Below are 22888 nucleotides of genomic sequence, written 5' to 3' on the forward strand. Positions count from 1 at the left end.
GGGAGCGGGCTTGCTCGCGAAGACGGTGTGTCAGTCGACATCAATATTGCCTGATTCACCGCCTTCGCGAGCAAGCCCGCTCCCACATTGGTCCCGTGTCTGGGTTAGAAGGAGTCACCCGGCACACGCACATAACCTTCCATCAACACCCGCGCACTGCGGCTCATGATGGCTTTGTTCACGGTCCATTCGCCGTTGACCTGGCTGGCCTCTGCGCCGACGCGCAAGGTACCGGACGGGTGGCCGAAGCGCACCGCGTTGCGTTCGGTGCCACCCGCTGCGAGGTTAACCAGCGTGCCAGTGATCGCTGCCGCCGTGCCGATGGCGACTGCCGCCGTGCCCATCATTGCGTGGTGCAGCTTGCCCATGGACAGCGCACGCACCAACAGGTCGACATCGCCTGCCGCAATGGCTTTGCCGCTGGACGAAACGTAGTCCGCCGGCCTGGCCACGAAGGCCACTTTTGGCGTGTGTTGGCGTTTGGCCGCTTCGTCGATGTTGGAAATCAGGCCCATGCGCAATGCGCCGTAAGCGCGGATGGTTTCGAACATCAGCAAGGCTTTCGGGTCGCCATTGATCGCGCCCTGCAACTCGGTGCCTTTGTAGCCGATGTCTTCGGCATTGACGAAAATCGTCGGGATGCCGGCGTTGATCATGGTCGCCTTGAAGGTACCGGCGCCGGGCACTTCCAGGTCATCCACCAGGTTGCCGGTAGGGAACATCGAACCGCCGCCGCCCTCCTCGTCCGCCGCCGGATCGAGGAACTCGATCTGCACTTCGGCCGCCGGGAAGGTCACGCCATCGAGTTCGAAATCACCGGTTTCCTGCACTTCACCATTGGTGATCGGTACGTGAGCGATGATGGTCTTGCCGATGTTGGCCTGCCACACGCGAACCACCGCCATGCCGTTGTGCGGGATGCGGCTGGCGTCCACCAGGCCATTGCTGACGGCAAACGAACCGACCGCCGCCGACAGGTTGCCGCAGTTGCCGCTCCAGTCCACGAAGGGCTTGTCGATCGACACCTGACCGAACAGGTAATCGACATCGTGATCGGCCTTGATACTTTTCGACAGGATCACGGTTTTGCTGGTGCTGGAGGTCGCGCCGCCCATGCCGTCGATTTGTTTGTCGTACGGGTCGGGGCTGCCGATCACGCGCAGCAGCAAAGCGTCGCGGGCCGGGCCTGGGACCTGTGCCGCTTCAGGCAAATCCTTCAGGCTGAAAAACACGCCTTTGCTGGTGCCGCCGCGCATGTAGGTAGCGGGAATTTTGATCTGCGGTGCGTGAGCCATGGTGCTCGTTACTCCTAATCTAGATCTAGAAACAGACATGGGACTCAAAGTCCCATGTCTGTGCAGCGTTTTAGACGGCAACCGCCGATTCTTCGAGGAAGTCCTGGGCGAAGCGTTGCAACACGCCGCCGGCTTCGTAGATCGACACTTCTTCGGCGGTGTCGAGGCGGCAGGTCACCGGCACATCGACGCGCTCGCCATTCTTGCGATGAATCACCAGTGTCAGCTCGGCACTCGGGGTGCGGTCGCCAATCACGTCGTAGGTTTCGCTGCCGTCGATGGCCAGGGTGTGGCGGTTGGTGCCCGCTTTGAATTCCAGAGGCAACACACCCATACCCACCAGGTTGGTGCGGTGAATGCGTTCGAAACCTTCGGCGGCAATCGCTTCCACACCCGCCAGACGCACGCCCTTGGCCGCCCAGTCGCGGGACGAACCCTGACCGTAGTCTTGACCTGCGATGATGATCAGCGGCTGCTTGCGATCCATGTAGGTTTCGATGGCTTCCCACATGCGCATCACTTTGCCTTCCGGCTCGACACGGGCCAGCGAACCCTGCTTGACCTTGCCGTTTTCCTGAACCATTTCGTTGAACAGTTTCGGGTTGGCGAAGGTTGCGCGCTGCGCAGTCAGGTGGTCACCACGGTGAGTCGCGTAAGAGTTGAAGTCCTCTTCCGGCAGGCCCATTTTCGCCAGGTATTCGCCAGCGGCGCTGTCGAGCATGATGGCGTTGGACGGCGACAGGTGATCGGTGGTGATGTTGTCCGGCAGCACGGCCAGCGGACGCATGCCCTTGAGCGGACGGGCGCCGGCCAGCGCACCTTCCCAGTACGGCGGACGGCGGATGTAGGTGCTCATCTCGCGCCATTCGTACAGCGGCGCGACTTTCGGACCGGTGTCTTCGTGGATGGCGAACATCGGGATGTATACCTGACGGAACTGCTCCGGCTTGACCGAGGCCTTCACCACCGAGTCGATTTCTTCGTCGCTCGGCCAGATGTCTTTCAGGCGGATTTCCTTGCCATCCACCACGCCCAGCACATCTTTTTCGATGTCGAAACGGATGGTGCCGGCGATGGCGTAAGCGACCACCAGTGGCGGCGAAGCCAGGAACGCCTGCTTGGCGTACGGGTGAATCCGGCCGTCAAAGTTGCGGTTACCGGACAACACGGCAGTGGCGTACAGGTCGCGGTCGATGATCTCTTGCTGGATCACCGGATCTAGCGCGCCGGACATGCCGTTGCAGGTGGTGCAGGCGAAGGCCACGACGCCGAAGCCAAGCTTATCCAGTTCATCGGTCAGGCCGGCTTCGTCGAGGTACAGCGCGACGGTTTTCGAACCCGGAGCCAGAGAGGACTTGACCCATGGCTTACGGGTCAAGCCGAGCTTGTTGGCGTTGCGCGCCAGCAGGCCGGCGGCGATCACGTTGCGCGGGTTGCTGGTGTTGGTGCAGCTGGTGATGGCGGCGATGATCACCGCGCCGTCCGGCATTTGACCCGGCACATCGTCCCATTGGCCGGAGATGCCTTTGGCTGCCAGATCCGAAACCGCGACACGGGCGTGCGGGTTGCTCGGGCCAGCCATGTTGCGCACAACCGAAGACAGGTCGAACGTCAGGCCGCGCTCGTACTGCGCGCCTTTGAGGCTGTCAGCCCACAGGCCGGTCTGCTTGGCGTAGTTCTCGACCAACTGCACCTGCTCGTCTTCACGGCCGGTAAGTTTGAGGTAGTCGATGGTCTGCTGGTCGATGTAGAACATCGCCGCGGTGGCGCCGTATTCCGGGGCCATGTTGGAGATGGTCGCACGGTCGCCGAGGGTCAGCGCGGAGGCGCCTTCGCCGAAGAACTCCAGCCATGCACCGACCACTTTCTGCTTGCGCAGGAACTCGGTCAGCGCCAGCACCATGTCGGTGGCGGTGATGCCCGGCTGCAGCTTGCCAGTCAGTTCGACGCCAACGCTTTCCGGCAGACGCATCCACGATGCGCGGCCGAGCATCACGCTCTCGGCTTCCAGGCCACCGACACCGATGGCGATCACGCCCAACGCATCGACGTGCGGGGTGTGGCTGTCGGTTCCGACGCAGGTATCAGGGAAGGCCACACCGTCACGCACCTGGATCACCGGAGACATTTTCTCCAGGTTGATCTGGTGCATGATGCCGTTGCCCGGCGGGATCACGTCGACGTTCTTGAACGCCTTCTTGGTCCAGTTGATGAAGTGGAAACGGTCTTCGTTGCGACGGTCTTCGATGGCACGGTTCTTCTCGAACGCCTCTGGATCGAAACCACCGCGCTCGACGGCCAGGGAGTGGTCGACGATCAGTTGCGTCGGCACCACCGGGTTGACTTGCGCAGGATCGCCGCCTTGCAGGGCGATGGCGTCACGCAGGCCGGCGAGGTCGACCAGCGCGGTCTGGCCGAGAATGTCGTGGCACACCACGCGGGCCGGGAACCACGGGAAGTCGAGGTCGCGCTTGCGTTCGATGAATTGCTTCAGGGATTCGGTGAGCGTGGCCGGGTCGCAGCGACGCACAAGGTTTTCCGCCAGCACGCGAGAGGTGTAAGGCAGGGTGTCGTAGGCGCCGGGCTGAATGGCCTCGACAGCCGCACGGACGTCGAAGTAATCCAGTTTGCTGCCGGGCAGCGATTTGCGGAATTCAGTGTTCATCGTCAGGACTCGGTCACGGTAGTTACAAAAGGCGGGGCCTGGCACCGGCTTCGAAGCCAACACAATCCACTGTGGGAGCGAGCCTGCTCGCGATAGCGATGGAACTGGCGACATTGATGTTGAATGTCAGTCCGTCATCGCGAGCAGGCTCGCTCCCACAGGGATCTGTGTTGCATTCAGATCCCGGTGCCGACCTCCACCATTCAGCGTTGTTCGATTGGTACGAACTTGCGCTGTTCTACGCCGGTGTACTCGGCGCTTGGACGGATGATGCGGTTGTTGGCACGTTGTTCGTACACGTGGGCGGCCCAGCCGGTCAGGCGCGAGCAGACGAAAATCGGTGTGAACAACTTGGTCGGGATGCCCATGAAGTGGTACGCCGAGGCATGGTAGAAGTCGGCGTTCGGGAACAGTTTTTTCTGCTCCCACATGGTCTTGTCGATGGCTTCGGACACCGGGAACAACACCTTGTCGCCCACTTCGTCAGCAAGCTTTTTCGACCAGCCCTTGATCACCTCGTTGCGCGGATCGTTGTCCTTATAGATCGCGTGGCCGAAGCCCATGATCTTGTCCTTGCGCTCGAGCATGCCGAGGGTGCCCTTGATCGCGTCTTCCGGCGACGAGAAACGCTCGATCATTTCCATCGCCGCTTCGTTGGCACCGCCGTGCAGCGGGCCACGCAGCGAGCCGATGGCTGCGGTAATGCACGAGTACAGGTCGGACAGGGTCGACGCGCAAACACGTGCGGTGAAGGTCGAGGCGTTGAACTCGTGCTCCGCGTAGAGGATCAGCGAAACGTTCATCACCTTGACGTGCAGCTCGCTCGGTTTCTTGCCGTGCAGCAGGTGCAGGAAATGGCCGCCGATGGACTGCTCGTCGCTCACGCAATCGATGCGCTTGCCTTCGTGGCTGAAGCGATACCAGTAGGTCATGATCGCCGGGAACGCGGCCAGCAGGCGGTCGGTCTTGTCGTGTTGCTCGGAGAAGTTGTTCTCCGGCTCCAGGTTGCCCAGGAACGAGCAGCCCGTGCGCATCACGTCCATCGGGTGGGCGTCGGCGGGGATGCGTTCCAGCACTTCTTTCAGCGCTTGCGGCAGGTCACGCAGCTTGCTCAGCTTGGTGATGTAGGCATTCAGTTGCGCCTTGCTCGGCAGTTCGCCGTACAGCAGCAGGTAGGCAACTTCTTCGAACTGTGCGTCAGCCGCCAGTTCACGAACATCATAACCACGATAGGTCAGACCGGCACCCGACTGGCCCACGGTGGACAGTGCGGTTTGCCCGGCTACCTGGCCACGGAGCCCGGCGCCACTGAGTACTTTTGCTTCGGCCATTTCTGCCTCCAATTTCTTGAATTTATTAGGGAGTTATTCGACTTACTTTTTCGCGGCGAACAACGCATCGAGCTTCTGCTCGAAGGTGTGGTAGTCGATGCGATCGTAAAGCTCCATGCGGGTCTGCATGGTGTCGATGACGTTCTGTTGCGTGCCATCGCGACGAATCGCGGTGTAGACGTTTTCTGCAGCCTTGTTCATGGCGCGGAACGCCGACAGCGGGTACAGCACCAGGGATACGTCGGCAGCGGCCAGTTGTTCGGTGGTGTACAGCGGCGTCGCGCCGAACTCAGTGATGTTGGCCAGGATCGGCGCTTTCACACGGCTGGCGAACAGCTTGTACATTTCAAGCTCAGTGATGGCTTCCGGGAACACCATGTCGGCGCCGGCCTCGATGCACGCGGCGGCGCGATCCAGGGCAGACTCCAGACCTTCCACCGCCAGGGCGTCGGTACGGGCCATGATCACGAAGCTGTCATCGGTACGCGCATCGACGGCGGCCTTGATGCGGTCGACCATTTCCTGCTGGGTCACAATCTCTTTATTAGGACGGTGACCGCAGCGCTTGGCGCCAACCTGGTCTTCGATGTGAATCGCCGCCGCGCCGAACTTGATCATCGACTTGACGGTGCGAGCGACGTTGAACGCCGAGGAACCGAAACCGGTGTCCACGTCCACCAGCAGCGGCAGGTCGCAGACATCGGTGATACGGCGCACGTCGGTCAGCACGTCATCCAGACCGGTGATGCCCAGGTCCGGCACGCCGAGGGAGCCGGCAGCCACCCCGCCACCCGACAGGTAGATCGCCTTGAAACCGGCGCGCTTGGCCAGCAGCGCATGGTTGGCGTTGATCGCGCCGACCACTTGCAATGGATGCTCGCTGGCGACCGCATCGCGGAAACGCTGGCCTGGAGTGCTCTTGTTCAAACTCATGACTCACCTCGTTTGGCTGTCGGGTTGACGCCGTCCTGGTAATGACGGGCGATGTTGCGTTTGGAGGCGCCGATGTGACGGCGCATCAACAACTCGGCCAGTTCACCGTCACGGTCGGCAATGGCATCGAGAATTCGGTGGTGCTCGGCAAACGCCTGGTGCGGGCGATTGGGCGTGGTGGAAAACTGGATGCGGTACATGCGCACCAGTTGATACAGCTCGCCGCAGAGCATCTGGGTCAGCGTGCGGTTGCCGCTGCCCTGGATGATTCGGTAGTGGAAGTCGAAATCGCCTTCCTGCTGGTAGTAGCCCCGGCCGGCCTGAAACGCTTCATCGCGCTCGTGGGTTTCCAGGACCCGACGCAGTTCGTCGATTTCTTCGAGGCTCATGCGCTCGGCGGCCAGGCGACAGGCCATGCCTTCCAGGGATTCGCGGATTTCGTATAGCTCAATCAGTTCGGCGTGATTGAGCGACACCACCCGTGCGCCGACATGCGGCACGCGAACCAGCAGGCGCTGGCCTTCCAGACGGTGGATGGCCTCGCGCAACGGGCCCCGGCTGATGCCGTAGGTGCGCGCCAGTTCCGGCTCGGAGATTTTGCTGCCCGGCGCGATATCGCCCTTGACGATAGCCGCCTGAATGCGGCGGAAGACGTTCTCGGACAGTGTCTCCGTATCGTCTTGCGTAGAAACCGGGGGATCGAGTTGATCCAGCATATTGTCGACACCTTGTAAGCCAATGCCGTAAAAACTAACGAATAGAGGCGCATCAGTCAAAGGATAAATAGATATTGTCGACAATCTTCTGATAACCGGCTGCACCATAACGAAGCACCCCCCTAAGGTTATAGCCACCGGCCAGCGCTGGCGCCATCAAACCACCGTGCTAGAATGCCGCCCGCATTTGTTTGTCACATCTGCACTGCCTGTCATAAAACCCTGCCAGGCATACGAGGGAGCTTGCGCAGCGATGCCAGGGCCTTGAATCAAGTCGGACCGCTGCGCACCAGGATTTATGAGACTCAAGCCCTTCCCTACCTTCCTTTATTTCCTTTGCCTGCCCGGCTTCGCAATCGCCGGGGAAAAGACCGTGTATGGCCTCAATGAGTACGCATCGCTCAATGGTATCGATCTGGAAGTGGCGGCCAAACTCGACACCGGGGCGAAAACCGCTTCCCTGAGTGCACGGGATATCAAACGCTTCAAACGCAACGGCGAGTCGTGGGTGCGCTTTTACCTGGCCATCGACGCCGCCCATTCGCACCCGATCGAACGCCCGCTGGCCCGTGTCAGCAAGATCAAGCGCCGGGCCGGCGACTACGACCCCGAAGAGGGCAAGAAGTACACCGCCCGCCCGGTGATCGAACTGGACATCTGCATGGGCTCGGCCCTGCGCAGCATCGAAGTGAACCTGACCGACCGCAGCGCTTTCCAATACCCGCTACTGATTGGCTCCGAAGCACTCAAGCGCTTCGATGCACTGGTTGACCCCAGCCTTAAATATGCTGCCGGCAAACCTGCCTGCACCACCGACGCTCATACCGCCGAGTAATTTCAATGCGCTCTCTTACCCTTCACCTGAAACTGCTGATCGCCATCCTGGTGGTGCTGGGCATTTCAGTTACGGCCTATCAGATCTTCGTGCTGGGCATCCCGGTGACCGAAGACGCCACCGACGACCTGTGGAACATCGACGCCAAGGTCGAGTTCGTCGCCAGTGCCAAGGACCCGGTCAAGATCCAGATGTTCGTGCCACCGCTGAGCCGCGACTTCGTCAGCCTCAACGAGAGCTTCATCTCCAACAACTACGGCGTGGCCGTGAACCGGGTCGACGGCAACCGCAAGGTCACCTGGTCGGCACGCCGGGCCAAAGGCAATCAGACGCTGTATTACCGCCTGGTGCTGACCAAGCGTTATTCCGGTGAGAAAGCCAAGATCAAAGGCCCGACCTTTCGCGACAGCATGACCATCGAAGGCCCGGAAAAAATCGCCGCCGAAGCCCTGCTCGCACCGATTCGCCAGCACTCGGCCGACGTCGAAACCTTTGTCGGCGAAGCCATCAAGCGGGTCAACAACCTCAACGATGACAACGTGAAACTGCTGCTGGCCGGTGATCCATCCACTGCGCACAAGGCGAAAATCGTCGAATTGCTGCTGTCCATCGCCCACGTGCCGATCGAGAAGGTCCACACCATCCGCCTGGTGGCCGACCAGCCGCAAGTGCCGGAACTGTGGCTGCGCAGCTTCAACGGCACCAACTGGCTGTACTTCAACCCGGAAACCGGTGAACAGGGCCTGCCGACCGACCGCCTGCTGTGGTGGACCGGCGACGAAAACCTGATCACTGTCGATGGCGGCAAGAAAGCCAACGTGACCTTCAGCCTGAACAACAGCGAAATGAACGCCATTCGCCTGGCCAAGCTGACTGATGAAAACACCGACGCCAACTTCCTCGAGTACTCGTTGTACGGCCTGCCGCTGCAAACCCAGCAGACCTTCATGATCATGGTGATGATCCCGATCGGCGTGCTGGTGATCCTGATCCTGCGCAACCTGATCGGCATCCAGACCCTGGGCACCTTCACCCCGGTGCTGATCGCCCTGGCCTTCCGCGAAACCCAGCTCGGCTTCGGTATCATGCTGTTTACCATCATCACGGCGCTGGGCCTGTCGCTACGCTCCTACCTCGAACACCTGAAACTGCAAATGCTGCCGAGGCTGTCGGTGGTGCTGACGTTCGTGGTGGTGCTGATTGCGGCGATCAGCCTGTTCAGCCATAAACTCGGCCTGGAGCGCGGCTTGTCGGTGGCGCTGTTCCCGATGGTGATCCTGACCATGACCATCGAACGCCTGTCGATCACCTGGGAAGAGCGCGGCGGTGGCCATGCCATGAAAGTGGCGATCGGCACGCTGTTCGCCGCGTCCCTGGCACACCTGATCATGACCGTGCCGGAACTGGTGTACTTCGTGTTCACTTTCCCGGCGATCCTGCTGATCCTGGTAGGCTTCATGCTGGCCATGGGTCGTTATCGCGGTTATCGCCTGACCGAACTGGTGCGCTTCAAGGCCTTCCTGAAAAAGGCTGACGCCTGATGTTCGGCCTCTGGAAGACCTGGAGGGCCCTGGAAGCCCGGGGCATCATGGGGATCAATCGGCGCAACGCAGACTACGTGCTCAAGTACAACAAGCGCAGCCTGTACCCGATCGTCGATGACAAGATCATCACCAAGGAGCGCGCCATCGCCGCCGGCATCCATGTGCCCGAGCTGTATGGCGTGATCTCCACCGAGAAGGAAATCGACAATCTCGAAGAGATCATCGGCGCGCGCACTGACTTCGTGATCAAACCGGCCCAGGGCGCTGGCGGCGATGGCATCCTGGTGATCGCCGACCGTTTTGAAGGCCGATATCGCTCGGTGTCCGGACGGATCATCAGCCATGAAGAAATCGAGCATCAGATTTCCAGCATCCTGACCGGCCTGTACTCCCTGGGCGGTCACCGCGACCGGGCGCTGATCGAGTACCGCGTGATTCCGGACCAGATCTTCAAAAGCATCAGCTATGAAGGCGTGCCGGACATTCGCATCATTGTTTTGATGGGCTACCCGGTGATGGCCATGTTGCGCCTGCCGACGCGCCAGTCCAATGGCAAGGCCAACCTGCACCAGGGTGCCATTGGTGTCGGCGTTGACCTGGCCACCGGCCTGACCCTGCGCGGCACCTGGCTGAACAACATCATCAACAAACACCCGGACACCACGAATGCAGTGGATGGCGTGCAACTGCCCTACTGGGACGGTTTCATGAAACTCGCCGCTGGCTGTCATGAGTTGTGCGGGTTGGGCTACATCGGTGTCGACATGGTCCTGGACCAGGAAAAAGGCCCGCTGATTCTGGAGCTCAACGCCCGCCCGGGGCTGAATATCCAGATTGCCAATGACTGCGGCCTGACGTTGCGTACTCATGCGGTCGAGGCGCGGCTGGAAGACCTCAAGGCTCGTGGCGTGACTGAATCGGTCGAAGAGCGCGTGGCGTTTGTGCAGGAGATGTTTGGGCATATTCCTGCAGTCGAAGGCTGATCCCTTGTGGCGAGGGGGCTTGCCCCCGTTGGGTTGCGAAGCAACCCCAAAAACCATCCAATTCAAGAGTATCAGGCAGACCTTGCCAGCCGATTTCACGACTGCTGCGCAGCCGAACGGGGCGGTGCGGCGTTCCGACGAGCCCCCTCGCCACAGGTTTCATACAGCCGCTGCAAACTTAGCTCTTTCCAACATCCCTCTAGGACCAAATCCTGCAGAGGACTACAATCGCCACCCCGCCTCGATGGCTGACTTCCCCCGCCCATGTTGACCTGTTCCGTACACCCGCTGCCCTATCGCGCCAACCCCGCCGAATATTTCGCGGCGATTCGTCATGCCCCCGGCGCCGTGCTGCTCGACAGTGGCCGCCCCAGCGCCGACCGCGGTCGCTATGACCTGCTCAGCGCCTGGCCGCTGGAACAATTGACGGTATCGCCCGACGAAAGTGGTGACGCTTTCCTGCAACGCCTGCGCGATAACCTGACACGCCTGGGCGAAGCCACTCTGCCGGCACCTTATGAATTGCCGTTTGCCGGTGGATTGATCGGCTACCTGAGTTACGACTTCGGCCGGCATCTGGAGCGCCTGCCGAGCCAGGCGCGGGACGACCTGCATCTGCCCGACGCGCGTTTCGGCTTGTACACCTGGGCATTGATCAGCGATCACCTTTCGCAGACCAGTCAATTGGTGTTCCACCCGACTCTGCCCGACAGCGAGCGTCAGCGCCTGATCGACCTGTTTAGCCAGTCTGCGCCGGAAGTGGTCGCGCCCTTCAAACTGCTCACCCCGATGACTGCCGACCTGAGCGCTGACCAGTATCAACAGGCCATCGAGCGCATCCAGCAATACATTCAGGCCGGCGACTGTTATCAGGTCAATTTCGCCCAACGGTTTCGCGCACCCTGCCAGGGTGATCCGTGGGCCGCTTACTGCGCGCTGCGCGCTGCGTGCCCGACGCCTTTTTCCGGTTTCCAAAGCTTGCCTGACGGCGATGCCGTACTCAGCCTGTCGCCGGAACGCTTCGTCAAAGTCAGTCAGGGCCATGTGGAAACCCGTCCGATCAAGGGCACCCGCCCGCGGGGCCTGACGCCTGAGCAAGACACCGCGAACGCCGCCGAATTGCTGGCCAGCCCCAAGGATCGCGCGGAAAACCTGATGATTGTCGATCTGCTGCGCAATGACCTCGGTCGTACCTGCCGTACCGGTTCGGTACGGGTGCCGGAACTGTTCAGCCTGGAAAGCTATCCGAACGTGCACCACCTGGTGAGCAGCGTCACCGGTGAACTGGCGGATGAGCGCGATGCCATGGACCTGATCGCCGGCAGCTTCCCCGGCGGCTCGATTACCGGTGCGCCAAAGATTCGCGCCATGCAGATCATCGATGAGCTGGAACCGACCCGGCGCGGGCTGTATTGCGGTTCATTGCTGTACCTGGACGTGCGCGGCGAGATGGACAGCTCCATCGCCATCCGTAGTTTGCTGGTCAAGGACGGACAGGTGTGTTGCTGGGGCGGTGGCGGGATTGTTGCGGATTCGGAGTGGCAGGCTGAGTATCAGGAGTCAATCACCAAGGTGAAGGTGCTGCTCGAAACCCTGCAAAGTCTGTAATGCAGTACTTTTGTGGCGAGGGGGCAAGCCCCCTCGCCACAGGGGATCGAGTTACAGGCTCAACGTCCGGTTCGAAGCCTTGATGAACTCCTGCTTCAATGCTTCAAACGTGTGCACCGCCGGGAACTGCGGGAACTCACTGATCACGTTATCCGGCGCATGGAACAGAATCCCGGCATCGGCCTCGCCCAGCATCGTGGTGTCGTTGTAGGAATCCCCCGCCGCGATCACCCGGTAGTAGAGGCTCTTGAAGGCCAGGACCGACTGACGCTTGGGATCTTTCTGACGCAACTGGTAGCCAGTGACTCGCCCGCTATCGTCAGTAATCAGGCGATGGCAGAGCAAGGTCAGGAAACCCAGTTGACGCATCAGCGGCTGGGAGAACTCGTAGAAGGTGTCCGACAGGATCACCACCTGGAAACGCTCGCGCAGCCAGTCGACGAACTCGATGGCGCCGTCCAGCGGCTTGAGTGTGGCGATCACTTCCTGAATGTCGGAGAGCTTCAGGCCGTGCTCGTCGAGAATCCGCAGGCGCTGCTTCATCAGCACGTCGTAGTCGGGAATGTCCCGGGTGGTGGCCCTGAGGGATTCGATCCCGGTTTTTTCGGAGAAGGCGATCCAGATTTCCGGAACCAGCACACCTTCAAGATCCAGACAGGCAATTTCCACAAGACACTCCCATTTGTATTGATTATTGAGTCGAGCGAGCAAAAAGACTGCCGAACTCTAGCGACTCGGGCCTGCCTGCGCAACGCAGAGGATGCCCCGGCCCGTGCAGCTTTTTGTTACCATCGACCCCATATAGAGCGCCCAGCGCCACCGACCTATAGGAAGCCGCCCTGATGAGCCCAACGTTCGACGTCGTGGAACTCGCCACGACCTATGCCAACAAATCCGCCCAGGACATTCTGAAACTCGCTTTTGCCGAGTTCGGCGATGACCTGTGGATATCTTTCAGCGGCGCCGAGGATGTGGTGCTGGTGGACATGGCCTGGAAGCTGAACAAGAACGTCAAGGTGTTCAGCCTCGACACCGGCCGCTTGCACCCCGAGACCTACCGCTTCATCGATCAGGTGCGCGAGCACTACAAGATCGACATCGAGTTGGTGTCGCCGGACTACACGAAACTTGAACCGTTCGTGAAGGAAAAAGGCCTGTTCAGCTTCTACAAGGACGGCCATGGCGAATGCTGCGGCATCCGCAAGATCGAACCACTGCGCCGCAAGCTGTCCGGCGTGAAAGCCTGGGCCACCGGCCAGCGCCGGGACCAGAGCCCCGGGACCCGCAGCGCCGTCGCGGTGATGGAAATCGACACCGCGTTCTCCACCCCGGAACGCACCCTGTACAAGTTCAACCCGCTGGCGCAAATGACCAGCGAAGAGATCTGGGGCTACATCCGCATGCTGGAACTGCCGTACAACAGCCTGCACGAACGCGGTTTCATCAGCATCGGCTGCGAACCTTGCACCCGCCCGGTACTGCCAAACCAACATGAGCGCGAAGGCCGCTGGTGGTGGGAAGAAGCGACGCAGAAGGAATGCGGGCTGCATGCGGGGAATATCATCAGCAAGTCGAAAGACTGATCCCAAGCCTTGTGAAATCCCCCTGTGGGAGCGGGCTTGCTCGCGAAGGCGTCGTGTCAGTCGTACACACGAATGTCACCATCGGTGCCATTTGTGTGTGCACTTTTAGTTTCAGCGCCCCAAAAAGTTACATCTCCTTTCCCGTCACCTCGCCTGCATCCCTTCTCCAAAAATAAATACCTGTTCAATCGGTCAATTTAAATTTTCTATTTTTCAGTCAGTTATCCGTTATCGATAACAAAACGAAATGAGCACTGGTTTTTATAGAATCGCGACTGGCACAGATCTGGCTTTAGTGCATACATGTTTTGTATACAATCAAATCAAAACATACACACACTTTAGATCCGCAAGCCTGAAGCGCCCTATCCCGTACAGGCTGCAGATGCCCCGTAACCAATGATATTCGCCACCCGCGACGAAGATTTGTCGAGCCAACGCTCATGCACAGTCATCGCGGCGTCGAGCATCAGGAGCCTGCCGGAATGCGTACTAGTCTCTCTAATAACAACATCGAGCTGGATCTACCCTCTTCCCATACCACCCACACCGCCGAGAATCAGGCGCATCACACCCCCGTGGTGCTCAGCCCCCGACTGCACAACAAGGACCTGGCACCGACCAAGTCCGAAGGTCGGCGCTGGGGCCGCTACAGCATCTTTGCCCTGTGGACCAACGACGTTCACAACATTGCCAACTACTCGTTTGCCATCGGTCTGTACGCTTTGGGTCTGGGTGGCTGGCAGATCCTGCTGTCCCTGGGGATCGGTGCGGCGCTGGTTTACTTCTTCATGAACCTGTCTGGCTACATGGGCCAGAAAACCGGGGTGCCGTTTCCGGTCATCAGCCGGATCAGTTTCGGTATTCACGGTGCGCAGATTCCTGCGTTGATCCGCGCCGTTATCGCCATCGCCTGGTTCGGTATTCAGACGTACCTTGCGTCCGTGGTTTTTCGCGTGTTGTTGACGGCGGTCCATCCCGGGTTCGCCGACTACGACCACGACTCGATCCTCGGCCTGTCGACCCTGGGCTGGGTGTGTTTCGTCGCGATCTGGTTCGTGCAACTGGCGATCCTTGCCTATGGCATGGAGATGGTGCGGCGCTACGAGGCATTTGCCGGCCCGGTGATTCTGCTGACCGTCGCCGCCCTCGCCGCGTGGATGTACACCCAGGCCGATGCGACCATTGCCTGGTCGATCCGTGAGCCGCTGACTGGCGGTGAGATGTGGCGCAACATCTTTGCCGGTGGCGCATTGTGGCTGGCGATCTACGGCACCTTGATCCTCAACTTCTGCGACTTCGCCCGCTCTTCACCGTGCCGTAAAACCATCAAGGTCGGAAATTTTTGGGGCTTGCCGGTGAATATCCTGGTGTTCGCCAGCATCACGGTCCTGCTGTGCGGCGCGCAATTTCAGATCAATGGCCGGATCATCGAAAGCCCGACCGAAATCATCGCCTCGATCCCCAATACCTTCTTCCTGGTGCTCGGCTGCCTGGCATTCCTGATCGTCACCGTGGCGGTGAACATCATGGCCAACTTCGTCGCCCCGGCGTTCGTACTCAGCAACCTGGCGCCCAAGTACCTGACCTTCCGTCGCGCCGGGCTGATCAGCGCGACCATCGCCGTGCTGATCCTGCCGTGGAACCTCTACAACAGTCCGCTGGTGATCGTGTATTTCCTGTCCGGCCTCGGTGCCCTGCTCGGCCCGTTGTACGGGGTGATCATGGTCGACTACTGGCTGGTGCGAAAAGGCCAGGTCAACGTGCCGCAGTTGTACAGCGAAGACCCGAACGGCGCGTATTACTACAGTCGCGGGGTCAATTTGCGCGCCGTGGCGGCGTTCATTCCTGCAGCGTTGATCGCCATCGTCCTGGCCCTGGTGCCGGGGTTTCACAGTGTATCGCCGTTCTCCTGGCTGATTGGTGCCGGCATCGCCGGGATGCTCTACCTGATCATCGCCAAGCGCCAACCGCTCTACACCGATGTCAGCGGCGAAGCCATCGCGGTCGACAACGTCAGCCACTGATCCTGTCGCAGCCCGGCGTTGTCGGGCCGCAGAACCAACTGCAATAAGGACTTCCCATGCGCATTCTCGTGGTCAACGTCAACACCACCGAATCCATCACCCAGGCCATCGCCCGCTCGGCGCAGGCCGTCGCGTCGCCCGGCACGGAAATCGTCGGCCTCACCCCGCACTTCGGCGCCGACTCCATCGAAGGCAATTTCGAGAGTTACCTGGCAGCCATCGCGGTCATGGACCGGGTAATGTCCTATGACCAGCCATACGACGCCGTGATCCAGGCCGGCTACGGCGAGCACGGCCGTGAAGGCTTGCAGGAACTGCTCAATGTGCCGGTGGTGGACATCACCGATGCCGCCGCCAGCACGGCGATGTTTCTCGGTCACGCCTATTCCGTGGTCACCACCCTCGACCGCACCGTGCCGCTGATCGAAGATCGCCTCAAGCTCTCCGGCCTCTGGGACCGTTGCGCCTCGGTACGGGCCAGTGGTTTGGCCGTGCTGGAACTGGAGCACGAACCGCAGCGCGCACTGGAGGCTATCGTGCATCAGGCCGAACTGGCGGTGACCCAGGACAAAGCCGAAGTGATTTGCCTGGGCTGTGGCGGCATGGCCGGGCTGGACGAGCAGATTCGCCGGCGTACCGGGGTACCGGTGGTGGATGGGGTGACGGCGGCGGTGACCATTGCCGAGGCCATGGTGCGACTGGGGTTGTCGACGTCGAAAGTGCGGACTTATGCGACGCCACGGCCGAAAAACATCATTGGCTGGCCGGCGCGGTTCGCCCGGTAGACCGCGGTGCCCCCTTCGCGAGCAAGCCCGCTCCCACACTGGATCTCCGTTGAATACAGATACTGTGTTCACAACAGATCAAATGTGGGAGCGGGCTTGCTCGCGAATGCAGCGCCTCGGTCTTGAGCCTGCCTCAAACCGCACTAAACCTCTGCCCCAACCCCCGCTCGGCAAACTGCTCAATGACGAATTCGACAAACGCCCGGGTCTTACCCGGCAGCAGTTTGTGTTCGGCGTAATAGATGGAGGTGTAGCCGTCATCGATGTACCAGTCCGGTAACACCCGCTGCAACCTGCTCGACTCCAGATAGCCCGCGGCAAACGGCATGCTCACCAGCGCAATGCCCAGACCTTGCGCGGCCGTGGCGCAGGCGGCCTCGGAATCGCTCATGGTCATCCGCGCCTTGAGCGTCAACGGGCTGTGTTGCTGATTGCGATGAGTCAACTGCCAGGAGCGCACCCGACCGGTTTGCGGCGAGCGGATCAGAATCCCGTCATGGTGCTTGAGGTCATCCGGCTCGCTGATCGTCGCATGTGTCTCCAGGTAGTCCTGCGTCGCCACCAACACCCGATGCGCCGGACTCAGCCGGCGTGCCACCACGCCCTGGGGTAATTCGAAGCCACCGCCGATTGCCGCGTCGAAACCCTGCCCGATCAGATCGACCTGGCGGTTGTCGAAATGCCAGTCCGGGTTGATCGCCGGGAATCGCCGCAGAAACTCGCCGAGCATCGGCACAATGTACAAGCAGCCGAATACCGTCCCCATGCTGACTTTCAAGGTGCCCGCCGGCTGCCCTCCGGCGCTGGCAAGATTGGCCACGGCATTCTGGATCGTGTGCAGGCTGCCGCTGACTTCTCCGAGAAACAACTGACCGGCTTCCGTCAGGGTCAGGCTGCGAGTGCTGCGCTGGAACAGTCTGACGCCCAAACGCGCCTCGAGCTTGGCGACGCTCTTGCCCACCGCCGCCGGTGTCAGGCTCAGGCGCCGCGCGGCTTCGGCAAAGCTGCCGACCTCGGCGCTGCGCACAAAGCATTCGATACTGCTGAAGGTTTCCATAGGCGCCACTATAAACTTTTGGTTTACACAGACTATCGCAATTATGGTCTACACAGCAGGTAATCCTGAATCGATACTAGGCTCCATCAACCGGGACATCTCGCCTCGGGACTTGGAGATCGACATGACTACTCAGAACCTCAGCGGCAAAGTGGCATTGATTCAAGGTGGTTCCCGCGGCATCGGCGCAGCCATCGTCAAGCGCCTGGCTGCTGAAGGCGCGACTGTTGCCTTCACTTATGTCAGCTCCACGGCCAAGGCCGAAGAACTGCAAGACAGCATCACCGCCAAGGGCGGCAAGGCCCTGGCCATCAAGGCCGACAGCGCCGACGCCGACGCCATCCGCGGTGCCGTATCCGCCACGGTAGAAGCCTTCGGTCGCCTGGATATCCTGGTCAACAATGCAGGTGTATTGGCCGTCGCACCGCTGGCTGAGTTCAAACTGGAGGACTTCGACCAGACCCTGGCCATCAACGTGCGCAGCGTATTCATCGCCACCCAGGCCGCCGCCAAACACATGACCGAAGGCGGACGCATCATCAACATCGGCAGCACCAACGCCGATCGCATGCCCTTCGCCGGTGGTGGCCCGTACGCCATGAGCAAGTCGGCACTGGTCGGCCTGACCAAAGGCCTGGCCCGTGATCTCGGCCCGCAAGGCATCACCATCAATAACGTGCAACCCGGCCCGGTCGACACCGACATGAACCCGGCCAACGGTGACTTTGCGGAAAGCCTGATCCCATTGATGGCCGTTGGCCGTTACGGTAAGGCCGAAGAGATCGCCAGCTTCGTCGCCTACCTCGTCAGCCCTGAAGCCGGCTACATCACGGGAGCCAGCCTGACCATCGACGGTGGATTCGGCGCCTGATGCGTGTCAGCCAACTGCAATAACCGTGGGAGCGAGCCTGCTCGCGAAGAGGGAGTATCAGACACGTTGATGTTGTCTGAAACACCGCTTTCGCGAGCAGGCTCGCTCCCACATTTGCCAGTGTCGACCCGTCTTTTTAGCTAGGCCCATTCCAGCGCCGGCAAACCAAAAGCACTCGGCACAAACGCCTTCAACGTACGAAGAATGCCATCGGCGTGTGCGTACCTGACGTCGGCCATTGCCGCATCCGGAATCGCAATCGCCGTCATCCCCGCCGCTTTCGCCGCGGTGACACCAAAGGGCGAATCCTCGAACACCAGGCAATCCCCGGGCGCAACGCCCAGACGCCGCGCCGCCGCCAGGAAAATATCCGGTGCCGGTTTAGCCGCGCCCACCTCGGGGTCATCGGCGGTGACGATGAAGTCGAACAAGGCGAACCAGTCGCGATGCAGGGTAGTTTTCTGGCCGAGCGACTGGCTCGAAGAACTGGTGCCGACGGCAATGGGAATGTTGTTGGCCTTCAGATGCCGTACCAGTTCCTGTGCGCCGGGCATCGCTTGCGCTGTAGGAAAACGCTCGCGCATCAGCGGATCGCGGATCACCAGGAACTCTTCGGCGGTAATCGGCAAGTCCAGCGCCTCAACCACATAGCGCGCCAGATCGCCCGCGCCCCGGCCAATGATGTTTTGTTTGATGCTCCAGTCGAACGTCCGGCCGTAACGCGCGGCAATGATGGACGTGACTTCGGTGTAGATGCCCTCTGTGTCCAGCAACAAGCCGTCCATATCGAAAATCACGGCCTTGATCGGGCCGAATGCTTTCAGTGGTGCATTCATTGCATCTGATCCGTTTTCCAAGGCATCCCGGGCAGCTCAGGTACAGCCGATGCCCGAATGGATTAAAGGGTTCAGCAGCATAGCGAGCGCCGCCGGCTTAGAGCAACGAGGAAATCCCGATCGACGCCGAATGGCCCTTCGTGATTTAGCGAATCGCCCTACAGCAAGCGCCACCTTTCCCGACTTCTTTCCTTGCCGATCCCCCGCAGAGTTTTGCGCTCCACATTCCGCCAAGCGAAAGACTGCAGATGTTCGATCCCCAAAAGGTATTGGCATGCCCCGTCAGCGGCCCTCTGACACTTCGCTCCGGCAAGCATGAACACCATGACGACGCGTCCAGACAGGCGAAAAACCCCAACGGCGACAGCGCCGACACCGTCGAGCGCACTGCCACCCACAACTGCTCGGTGTCGATGGTAACCGGCGAAAAACTGCTGACACTCACCGACGGCACCCTCGACGGGATCTTGCCGTTCGACTTCAGCCGCGTCTATCGCACCAGTGCCGTCGAGCTCGACAGCGGCCTCGGTTTTGGCTGGAGCCATTCGCTGTCCCAGCACCTGGAACTCCACGGCGAGCGGGTGCTGTGGATCGACCCCGAAAACCGCCGCACGTCCTTTCCACGGCCGACGGCGGAGCGCCCGATGATCCACAACAACCTCTCGCGGGCGGCGATTTACCTCGGCGAGGAGCCGGACGAACTGATCCTCGCCCTGGCCGGCGACCGCGCGCTGTTCTACCACTTTCATAACGGCCGGCTCAGCGCGATCAGCGACGCCTACGGCAACCGCCTGACGGTGCAGCGGGACCACTTTGACCGGATTCAGCGCCTGGACAATGGCGCCGACCGCGCCTTGTTGCTGCGTTACGAGCTCAAGCACCTGGTGGCCATCGACTATCAGGTGTTTCAGCGTAGCGACCCCGAGGCGTCCACCTGGCGCACCGAGCAGACACTGGCCAGCTACCGCTACGACGCCCGCCAGCGTTTGATCGAGGCAACCAACGCGGCGGGTGAAAGCGAGCGCTACGACTACGACGAGCAACACGTCATCCTGCAACGGCAACTGGCCGGCGGCGCGAGTTTTTTCTGGGCGTGGGAACGCTCCGGCAAAGCCGCCCGCTGCATTCGTCACTGGGCTTCGTTTGCGCAGATGGAGGCGCATTACGTCTGGGACGATCAAGGCTGCGTGACGGTGAACAACGCCGACGGTAGCGATGAGGTTTACGTTCATGACGACCGCGCGCGACTGGTGCGCCAGGTTGGGCTAGACGGCGGTGAGCAGCACAAGGCTTATGACGATCGGGGCCGTCTGATCGCCGAGCAGGACGCCCTCGGCGCCATCACCGAATACCATTATGACGAAGTCGGTCGGCTGATCGCGCTGTTTGCGCCGGATGCGGCGCCCACGTCCTGCGAGTATCGCCACGGTTTGCTGCACACCCGTACCCAGGGTCAGGCGACGTGGACCTACCAGCGCAATGCCCAGGGCGACATCACTGCCATCACCGATCCAGACGGGCAGATCACCCGCTATTTCTACGACCCGCAGGGGCGTTTGCTGACGATCCGTTTCCCCGATCAGAGCGGTCACCGGTTTGTCTGGAACGCCTTGGGGCAATTGCTGGAGGAGACCCTGCCGGACGGTGCTCAGCGCACTTTTTCCTACGATGCCTTCGGCCGGCGCATTACCCGGCAGGACGAACACGGTGCCATCACCGGTTATAAGTGGAACGCGGTGGGCCGACTGACCCGGACCACGCTGCCCACCGGCGCCCACCGCGCCTATCGCTACAACGCGAACGGCCAGGTCACCGCCGAAACCGACGAACTGGGACGGGTGACCCGTTACGAATACGCCGACGACCTGCCCTTGGTCAGCCGCCGGATCAACCCCGAAGGCCGCGCGCTGAAGTACCGCTATGACCATGCGCAATTGTTGCTCACCGAAATCGAAAACGAGGTCGGCGATACCTACCGGCTGGACTACACGCCAGGCGGATTGATCCGACAGGAAACCGGCTTCGATGGCCGTCGTACCGCGTATGCCTATGACGGCAATGGCCAGTTATTGGAGAAAACCGAGTTTGGCAACGACGGTTCGCAACTTGTCACGCTGTACCAACGCGACAGCGCCGGACGTTTATTGCTCAAGACCCTGCCCGACGGGATCGAGGTCGAGTACCGCTACGACAGCCTCGGGCGGCTGGTCAGCGTCGATGACGGCCAGGACCATCCGCTGGAGTTCGAATACGACCCCCAGGACCGGCTGATCACCGAGCATCAGGGCTGGAGCACCCTGCGTTACGGATACGACCTCTGCGGTCGGCTCAAGCGCCTGCGCCTGCCGGACGGCTGCGTGCTCGATTACCACCATGCCCGGGGCGGTGCCCTGACTGCCATCGACCTCAACGGTACGCGCCTGACCAGCCATCGTTTTGTCGGCGGGCGCGAACAGCAACGCCAACAGGGCCTACTGCTCAGCGATTATGCCTACGACGAGCAGGGCCGTTTGCAGGCCCATGCCGTCAGCCAAAAGCAACGACCGCTTTACCGCCGCGAGTATGCCTACAGCGCCAAGGGCAATCTCCTGCAGATTGCCGACAGCCGTCACGGTCAACGCCACTATCAATACGATGCACTCGACCGCCTGACCGGCGTACGCCACGCCCGCGACCAGTTCGCGGAGAACTTCACCCACGACCCGGCCGGCAACCTGCTGATCCACGACCGCCCCGGCCCGTGCGTGCTCCAGGGCAACCGTCTGCGCCGCCGTTACGACAGCCACTACGACTACGACGCCTTCGGCAACCTGATTCGCGAACGCCGCGGTATGCCGAGCAAAATCACCGAATACACCTACGACAGCCAGCACCGCCTGATCGGCATCAGCACCCCGGACGGTAAAAGTGTCAGCTATCGCTACGACGCCTTCGGCCGGCGCATCGGCAAAACCGTCGATGGCCAGACCACGCAATTCTTCTGGCAAGGCGACCAACTCATCGCCGAAAGCGGCCCCCGGCACTACCGCAGCTACGTCTACGAACCCGGCAGTTTTCGCCCGCTGGCGCTACTCGACGGCAAAGGCCGGGCAGACACCTGCCCGTTCTACTACCAACTCGACCACCTCGGCACCCCGCAGGAACTGACCAGCTACGGCGGCGCCATCGTCTGGTCGGCCAAATACACCGCCCACGGCAAACTCCGCGAAGTGAACCACGGCGACGGCGAACGACTCGAACAGCCGCTACGGTTTCCGGGGCAATACTTTGACTCTGAGACCGGCCTGCACTACAACCGGCATCGCTACTACCATCCGGACATCGGTCGTTATCTGACACCGGATCCGGTCAAGTTGGCCGGAGGGTTGAACCCGTATCGGTACACCCGGAACCCGACGGGGTGGGTGGATCCGATGAGGTTGAGCGGGAACTGTCCACTGGCGAACAAGGCAGGGGGCTCGGCGCCAGATGGGGTGGGTGAGGCAAAGGTTGATGAGGGTGAGCCCAATGTGCCCTCTCCAAAACCTCCAAACCAATACTTACATCACGCAGACTCAGACCACTACATATCGAGGACCGGGCGATGGACACGCTCGATCAGCTAGACAACCGGTCAATCCACCAACACGACTCGATCAATCTTCGTCCTCTTCCTCATCTTCAAACTCGATATTCCCCACATCGCCCGCATCATCAGCGTCATTTAGCGGCACTGTCGCATCATCCATCAGCGATCCCGGATCTTCATTGCCGGGATCGTTGATAGATGGCAGTCCGCTCGGGCCCTTTTCTTCCTTGCCTTCGCTTTTCGCAGTCATG

18 protein-coding genes are annotated in these 22888 nt (G+C 60.9%); 9 read left to right on the forward strand and 9 right to left on the reverse strand.

Going from position 1 to position 22888, the window contains the following annotated elements:
• Window positions 1–104: 104 nt before the first annotated feature.
• The 5 genes from prpF to AC1DVE_RS22540 all read right to left on the reverse strand — a co-directional run bounded on the left by prpF (window position 105) and on the right by AC1DVE_RS22540 (window position 6940).
• The gene (prpF, locus tag AC1DVE_RS22520) at window positions 105–1295 is read right to left on the reverse strand and encodes a 2-methylaconitate cis-trans isomerase PrpF (protein ID WP_223533928.1); all 1191 of its coding nucleotides are present in this window, start codon (window positions 1293–1295) and stop codon (window positions 105–107) included.
• 70 nt (window positions 1296–1365) lie between these two features.
• The gene (gene acnD / locus AC1DVE_RS22525) at window positions 1366–3960 is read right to left on the reverse strand and encodes a Fe/S-dependent 2-methylisocitrate dehydratase AcnD (RefSeq protein WP_223461382.1); all 2595 of its coding nucleotides are present in this window, start codon (window positions 3958–3960) and stop codon (window positions 1366–1368) included.
• Between the two features lie 203 nt (window positions 3961–4163).
• Complete coding sequence (gene prpC, locus AC1DVE_RS22530; protein ID WP_046042905.1) at window positions 4164–5291, reverse strand: bifunctional 2-methylcitrate synthase/citrate synthase; 1128 nt, start codon at window positions 5289–5291, stop codon at window positions 4164–4166.
• A 42-nt stretch (window positions 5292–5333) separates the two neighbouring features.
• Entirely contained in the window at window positions 5334–6224 is an 891-nt protein-coding gene (gene prpB, locus AC1DVE_RS22535; protein ID WP_008061726.1) for a methylisocitrate lyase, read from the reverse strand.
• Window positions 6221–6940: a GntR family transcriptional regulator gene (locus tag AC1DVE_RS22540; protein WP_223533929.1), complete on the reverse strand. Its 720-nt coding sequence runs from the start codon at window positions 6938–6940 to the stop codon at window positions 6221–6223. Before AC1DVE_RS22540 ends, prpB begins: the two co-directional genes overlap by 4 nt.
• 298 nt (window positions 6941–7238) lie before the next feature.
• On the opposite strand from AC1DVE_RS22540, the gene rloA reads away from it, so the two are divergent.
• The 4 genes from rloA to pabB all read left to right on the forward strand — a co-directional run bounded on the left by rloA (window position 7239) and on the right by pabB (window position 11910).
• Window positions 7239–7775, forward strand: a complete 537-nt coding sequence (rloA, locus tag AC1DVE_RS22545) for a retropepsin-like aspartic peptidase RloA (RefSeq protein WP_223461380.1) — start codon at window positions 7239–7241, stop codon at window positions 7773–7775.
• 5 nt (window positions 7776–7780) lie between these two features.
• Complete coding sequence (gene rloB, locus AC1DVE_RS22550) at window positions 7781–9316, forward strand: osmotic stress tolerance membrane protein RloB (RefSeq protein WP_223533930.1); 1536 nt, start codon at window positions 7781–7783, stop codon at window positions 9314–9316.
• Window positions 9316–10302, forward strand: a complete 987-nt coding sequence (locus AC1DVE_RS22555) for an alpha-L-glutamate ligase-like protein (protein ID WP_223533931.1) — start codon at window positions 9316–9318, stop codon at window positions 10300–10302. Before rloB ends, AC1DVE_RS22555 begins: the two co-directional genes overlap by 1 nt.
• A 264-nt stretch (window positions 10303–10566) precedes the next feature.
• Complete coding sequence (gene pabB, locus AC1DVE_RS22560) at window positions 10567–11910, forward strand: aminodeoxychorismate synthase component I (RefSeq protein WP_223461374.1); 1344 nt, start codon at window positions 10567–10569, stop codon at window positions 11908–11910.
• A 51-nt stretch (window positions 11911–11961) separates the two neighbouring features.
• Here pabB and thrH read toward each other — a convergent pair whose 3' ends face one another.
• Window positions 11962–12579, reverse strand: a complete 618-nt coding sequence (thrH, locus tag AC1DVE_RS22565; RefSeq protein ID WP_223461372.1) for a bifunctional phosphoserine phosphatase/homoserine phosphotransferase ThrH — start codon at window positions 12577–12579, stop codon at window positions 11962–11964.
• A 173-nt stretch (window positions 12580–12752) separates the two neighbouring features.
• Between thrH and AC1DVE_RS22570 the strand changes: the two genes are divergently transcribed.
• From AC1DVE_RS22570 to AC1DVE_RS22580, 3 genes are all read left to right on the forward strand, one after another.
• On the forward strand, window positions 12753–13493 hold the full coding sequence (locus AC1DVE_RS22570) for a phosphoadenylyl-sulfate reductase (protein ID WP_095197272.1): 741 nt from the start codon (window positions 12753–12755) through the stop codon (window positions 13491–13493).
• Between the two features lie 485 nt (window positions 13494–13978).
• Window positions 13979–15520 (forward strand): NCS1 family nucleobase:cation symporter-1, encoded by a 1542-nt coding sequence (locus tag AC1DVE_RS22575; protein WP_223543089.1) that lies wholly within the window; start codon window positions 13979–13981, stop codon window positions 15518–15520.
• Window positions 15521–15576: 56 nt separating this feature from the next.
• Entirely contained in the window at window positions 15577–16305 is a 729-nt protein-coding gene (locus AC1DVE_RS22580; RefSeq protein ID WP_223459014.1) for an aspartate/glutamate racemase family protein, read from the forward strand.
• A gap of 133 nt (window positions 16306–16438) precedes the next feature.
• On the opposite strand, the gene AC1DVE_RS22585 is transcribed toward AC1DVE_RS22580, so the two are convergent.
• Window positions 16439–17362, reverse strand: a complete 924-nt coding sequence (locus AC1DVE_RS22585; RefSeq protein ID WP_223532870.1) for a LysR family transcriptional regulator — start codon at window positions 17360–17362, stop codon at window positions 16439–16441.
• Window positions 17363–17486: 124 nt separating this feature from the next.
• On the opposite strand from AC1DVE_RS22585, the gene AC1DVE_RS22590 reads away from it, so the two are divergent.
• Window positions 17487–18233: a 3-oxoacyl-ACP reductase family protein gene (locus AC1DVE_RS22590; RefSeq protein WP_223459018.1), complete on the forward strand. Its 747-nt coding sequence runs from the start codon at window positions 17487–17489 to the stop codon at window positions 18231–18233.
• Window positions 18234–18373: 140 nt separating this feature from the next.
• Here the strand turns inward: AC1DVE_RS22590 and AC1DVE_RS22595 are convergent, their stop codons facing one another.
• Window positions 18374–19069, reverse strand: coding sequence for an HAD-IA family hydrolase (locus AC1DVE_RS22595; RefSeq protein WP_223543090.1), 696 nt, complete (start codon window positions 19067–19069; stop codon window positions 18374–18376).
• 248 nt (window positions 19070–19317) lie between these two features.
• Between AC1DVE_RS22595 and AC1DVE_RS22600 the strand changes: the two genes are divergently transcribed.
• Window positions 19318–22674: an RHS repeat-associated core domain-containing protein gene (locus tag AC1DVE_RS22600; protein WP_317850331.1), complete on the forward strand. Its 3357-nt coding sequence runs from the start codon at window positions 19318–19320 to the stop codon at window positions 22672–22674.
• 30 nt (window positions 22675–22704) lie between these two features.
• Here the strand turns inward: AC1DVE_RS22600 and AC1DVE_RS22605 are convergent, their stop codons facing one another.
• Window positions 22705–22887, reverse strand: coding sequence for a hypothetical protein (locus tag AC1DVE_RS22605; RefSeq protein ID WP_046042925.1), 183 nt, complete (start codon window positions 22885–22887; stop codon window positions 22705–22707).
• Between the last annotated feature and the right edge of the window lies 1 nt (window position 22888).

The organism is Pseudomonas sp. P4_B4 (assembly GCF_056402255.1).

Coding starts and splice junctions, on each gene's coding strand:
- prpF (WP_223533928.1), bottom strand. CDS start 1,295: ATGGCTCACGCACCGCAGATCAAAATTCCCGCTACCTACATGCGCGGC.
- acnD (WP_223461382.1), bottom strand. CDS start 3,960: ATGAACACTGAATTCCGCAAATCGCTGCCCGGCAGCAAACTGGATTAC.
- prpC (WP_046042905.1), bottom strand. CDS start 5,291: ATGGCCGAAGCAAAAGTACTCAGTGGCGCCGGGCTCCGTGGCCAGGTA.
- prpB (WP_008061726.1), bottom strand. CDS start 6,224: ATGAGTTTGAACAAGAGCACTCCAGGCCAGCGTTTCCGCGATGCGGTC.
- AC1DVE_RS22540 (WP_223533929.1), bottom strand. CDS start 6,940: ATGCTGGATCAACTCGATCCCCCGGTTTCTACGCAAGACGATACGGAG.
- rloA (WP_223461380.1), top strand. CDS start 7,239: ATGAGACTCAAGCCCTTCCCTACCTTCCTTTATTTCCTTTGCCTGCCC.
- rloB (WP_223533930.1), top strand. CDS start 7,781: ATGCGCTCTCTTACCCTTCACCTGAAACTGCTGATCGCCATCCTGGTG.
- AC1DVE_RS22555 (WP_223533931.1), top strand. CDS start 9,316: ATGTTCGGCCTCTGGAAGACCTGGAGGGCCCTGGAAGCCCGGGGCATC.
- pabB (WP_223461374.1), top strand. CDS start 10,567: ATGTTGACCTGTTCCGTACACCCGCTGCCCTATCGCGCCAACCCCGCC.
- AC1DVE_RS22570 (WP_095197272.1), top strand. CDS start 12,753: ATGAGCCCAACGTTCGACGTCGTGGAACTCGCCACGACCTATGCCAAC.
- AC1DVE_RS22575 (WP_223543089.1), top strand. CDS start 13,979: ATGCGTACTAGTCTCTCTAATAACAACATCGAGCTGGATCTACCCTCT.
- AC1DVE_RS22580 (WP_223459014.1), top strand. CDS start 15,577: ATGCGCATTCTCGTGGTCAACGTCAACACCACCGAATCCATCACCCAG.
- AC1DVE_RS22585 (WP_223532870.1), bottom strand. CDS start 17,362: ATGGAAACCTTCAGCAGTATCGAATGCTTTGTGCGCAGCGCCGAGGTC.
- AC1DVE_RS22590 (WP_223459018.1), top strand. CDS start 17,487: ATGACTACTCAGAACCTCAGCGGCAAAGTGGCATTGATTCAAGGTGGT.
- AC1DVE_RS22595 (WP_223543090.1), bottom strand. CDS start 19,069: ATGAATGCACCACTGAAAGCATTCGGCCCGATCAAGGCCGTGATTTTC.
- AC1DVE_RS22600 (WP_317850331.1), top strand. CDS start 19,318: ATGTTCGATCCCCAAAAGGTATTGGCATGCCCCGTCAGCGGCCCTCTG.
- AC1DVE_RS22605 (WP_046042925.1), bottom strand. CDS start 22,887: ATGACTGCGAAAAGCGAAGGCAAGGAAGAAAAGGGCCCGAGCGGACTG.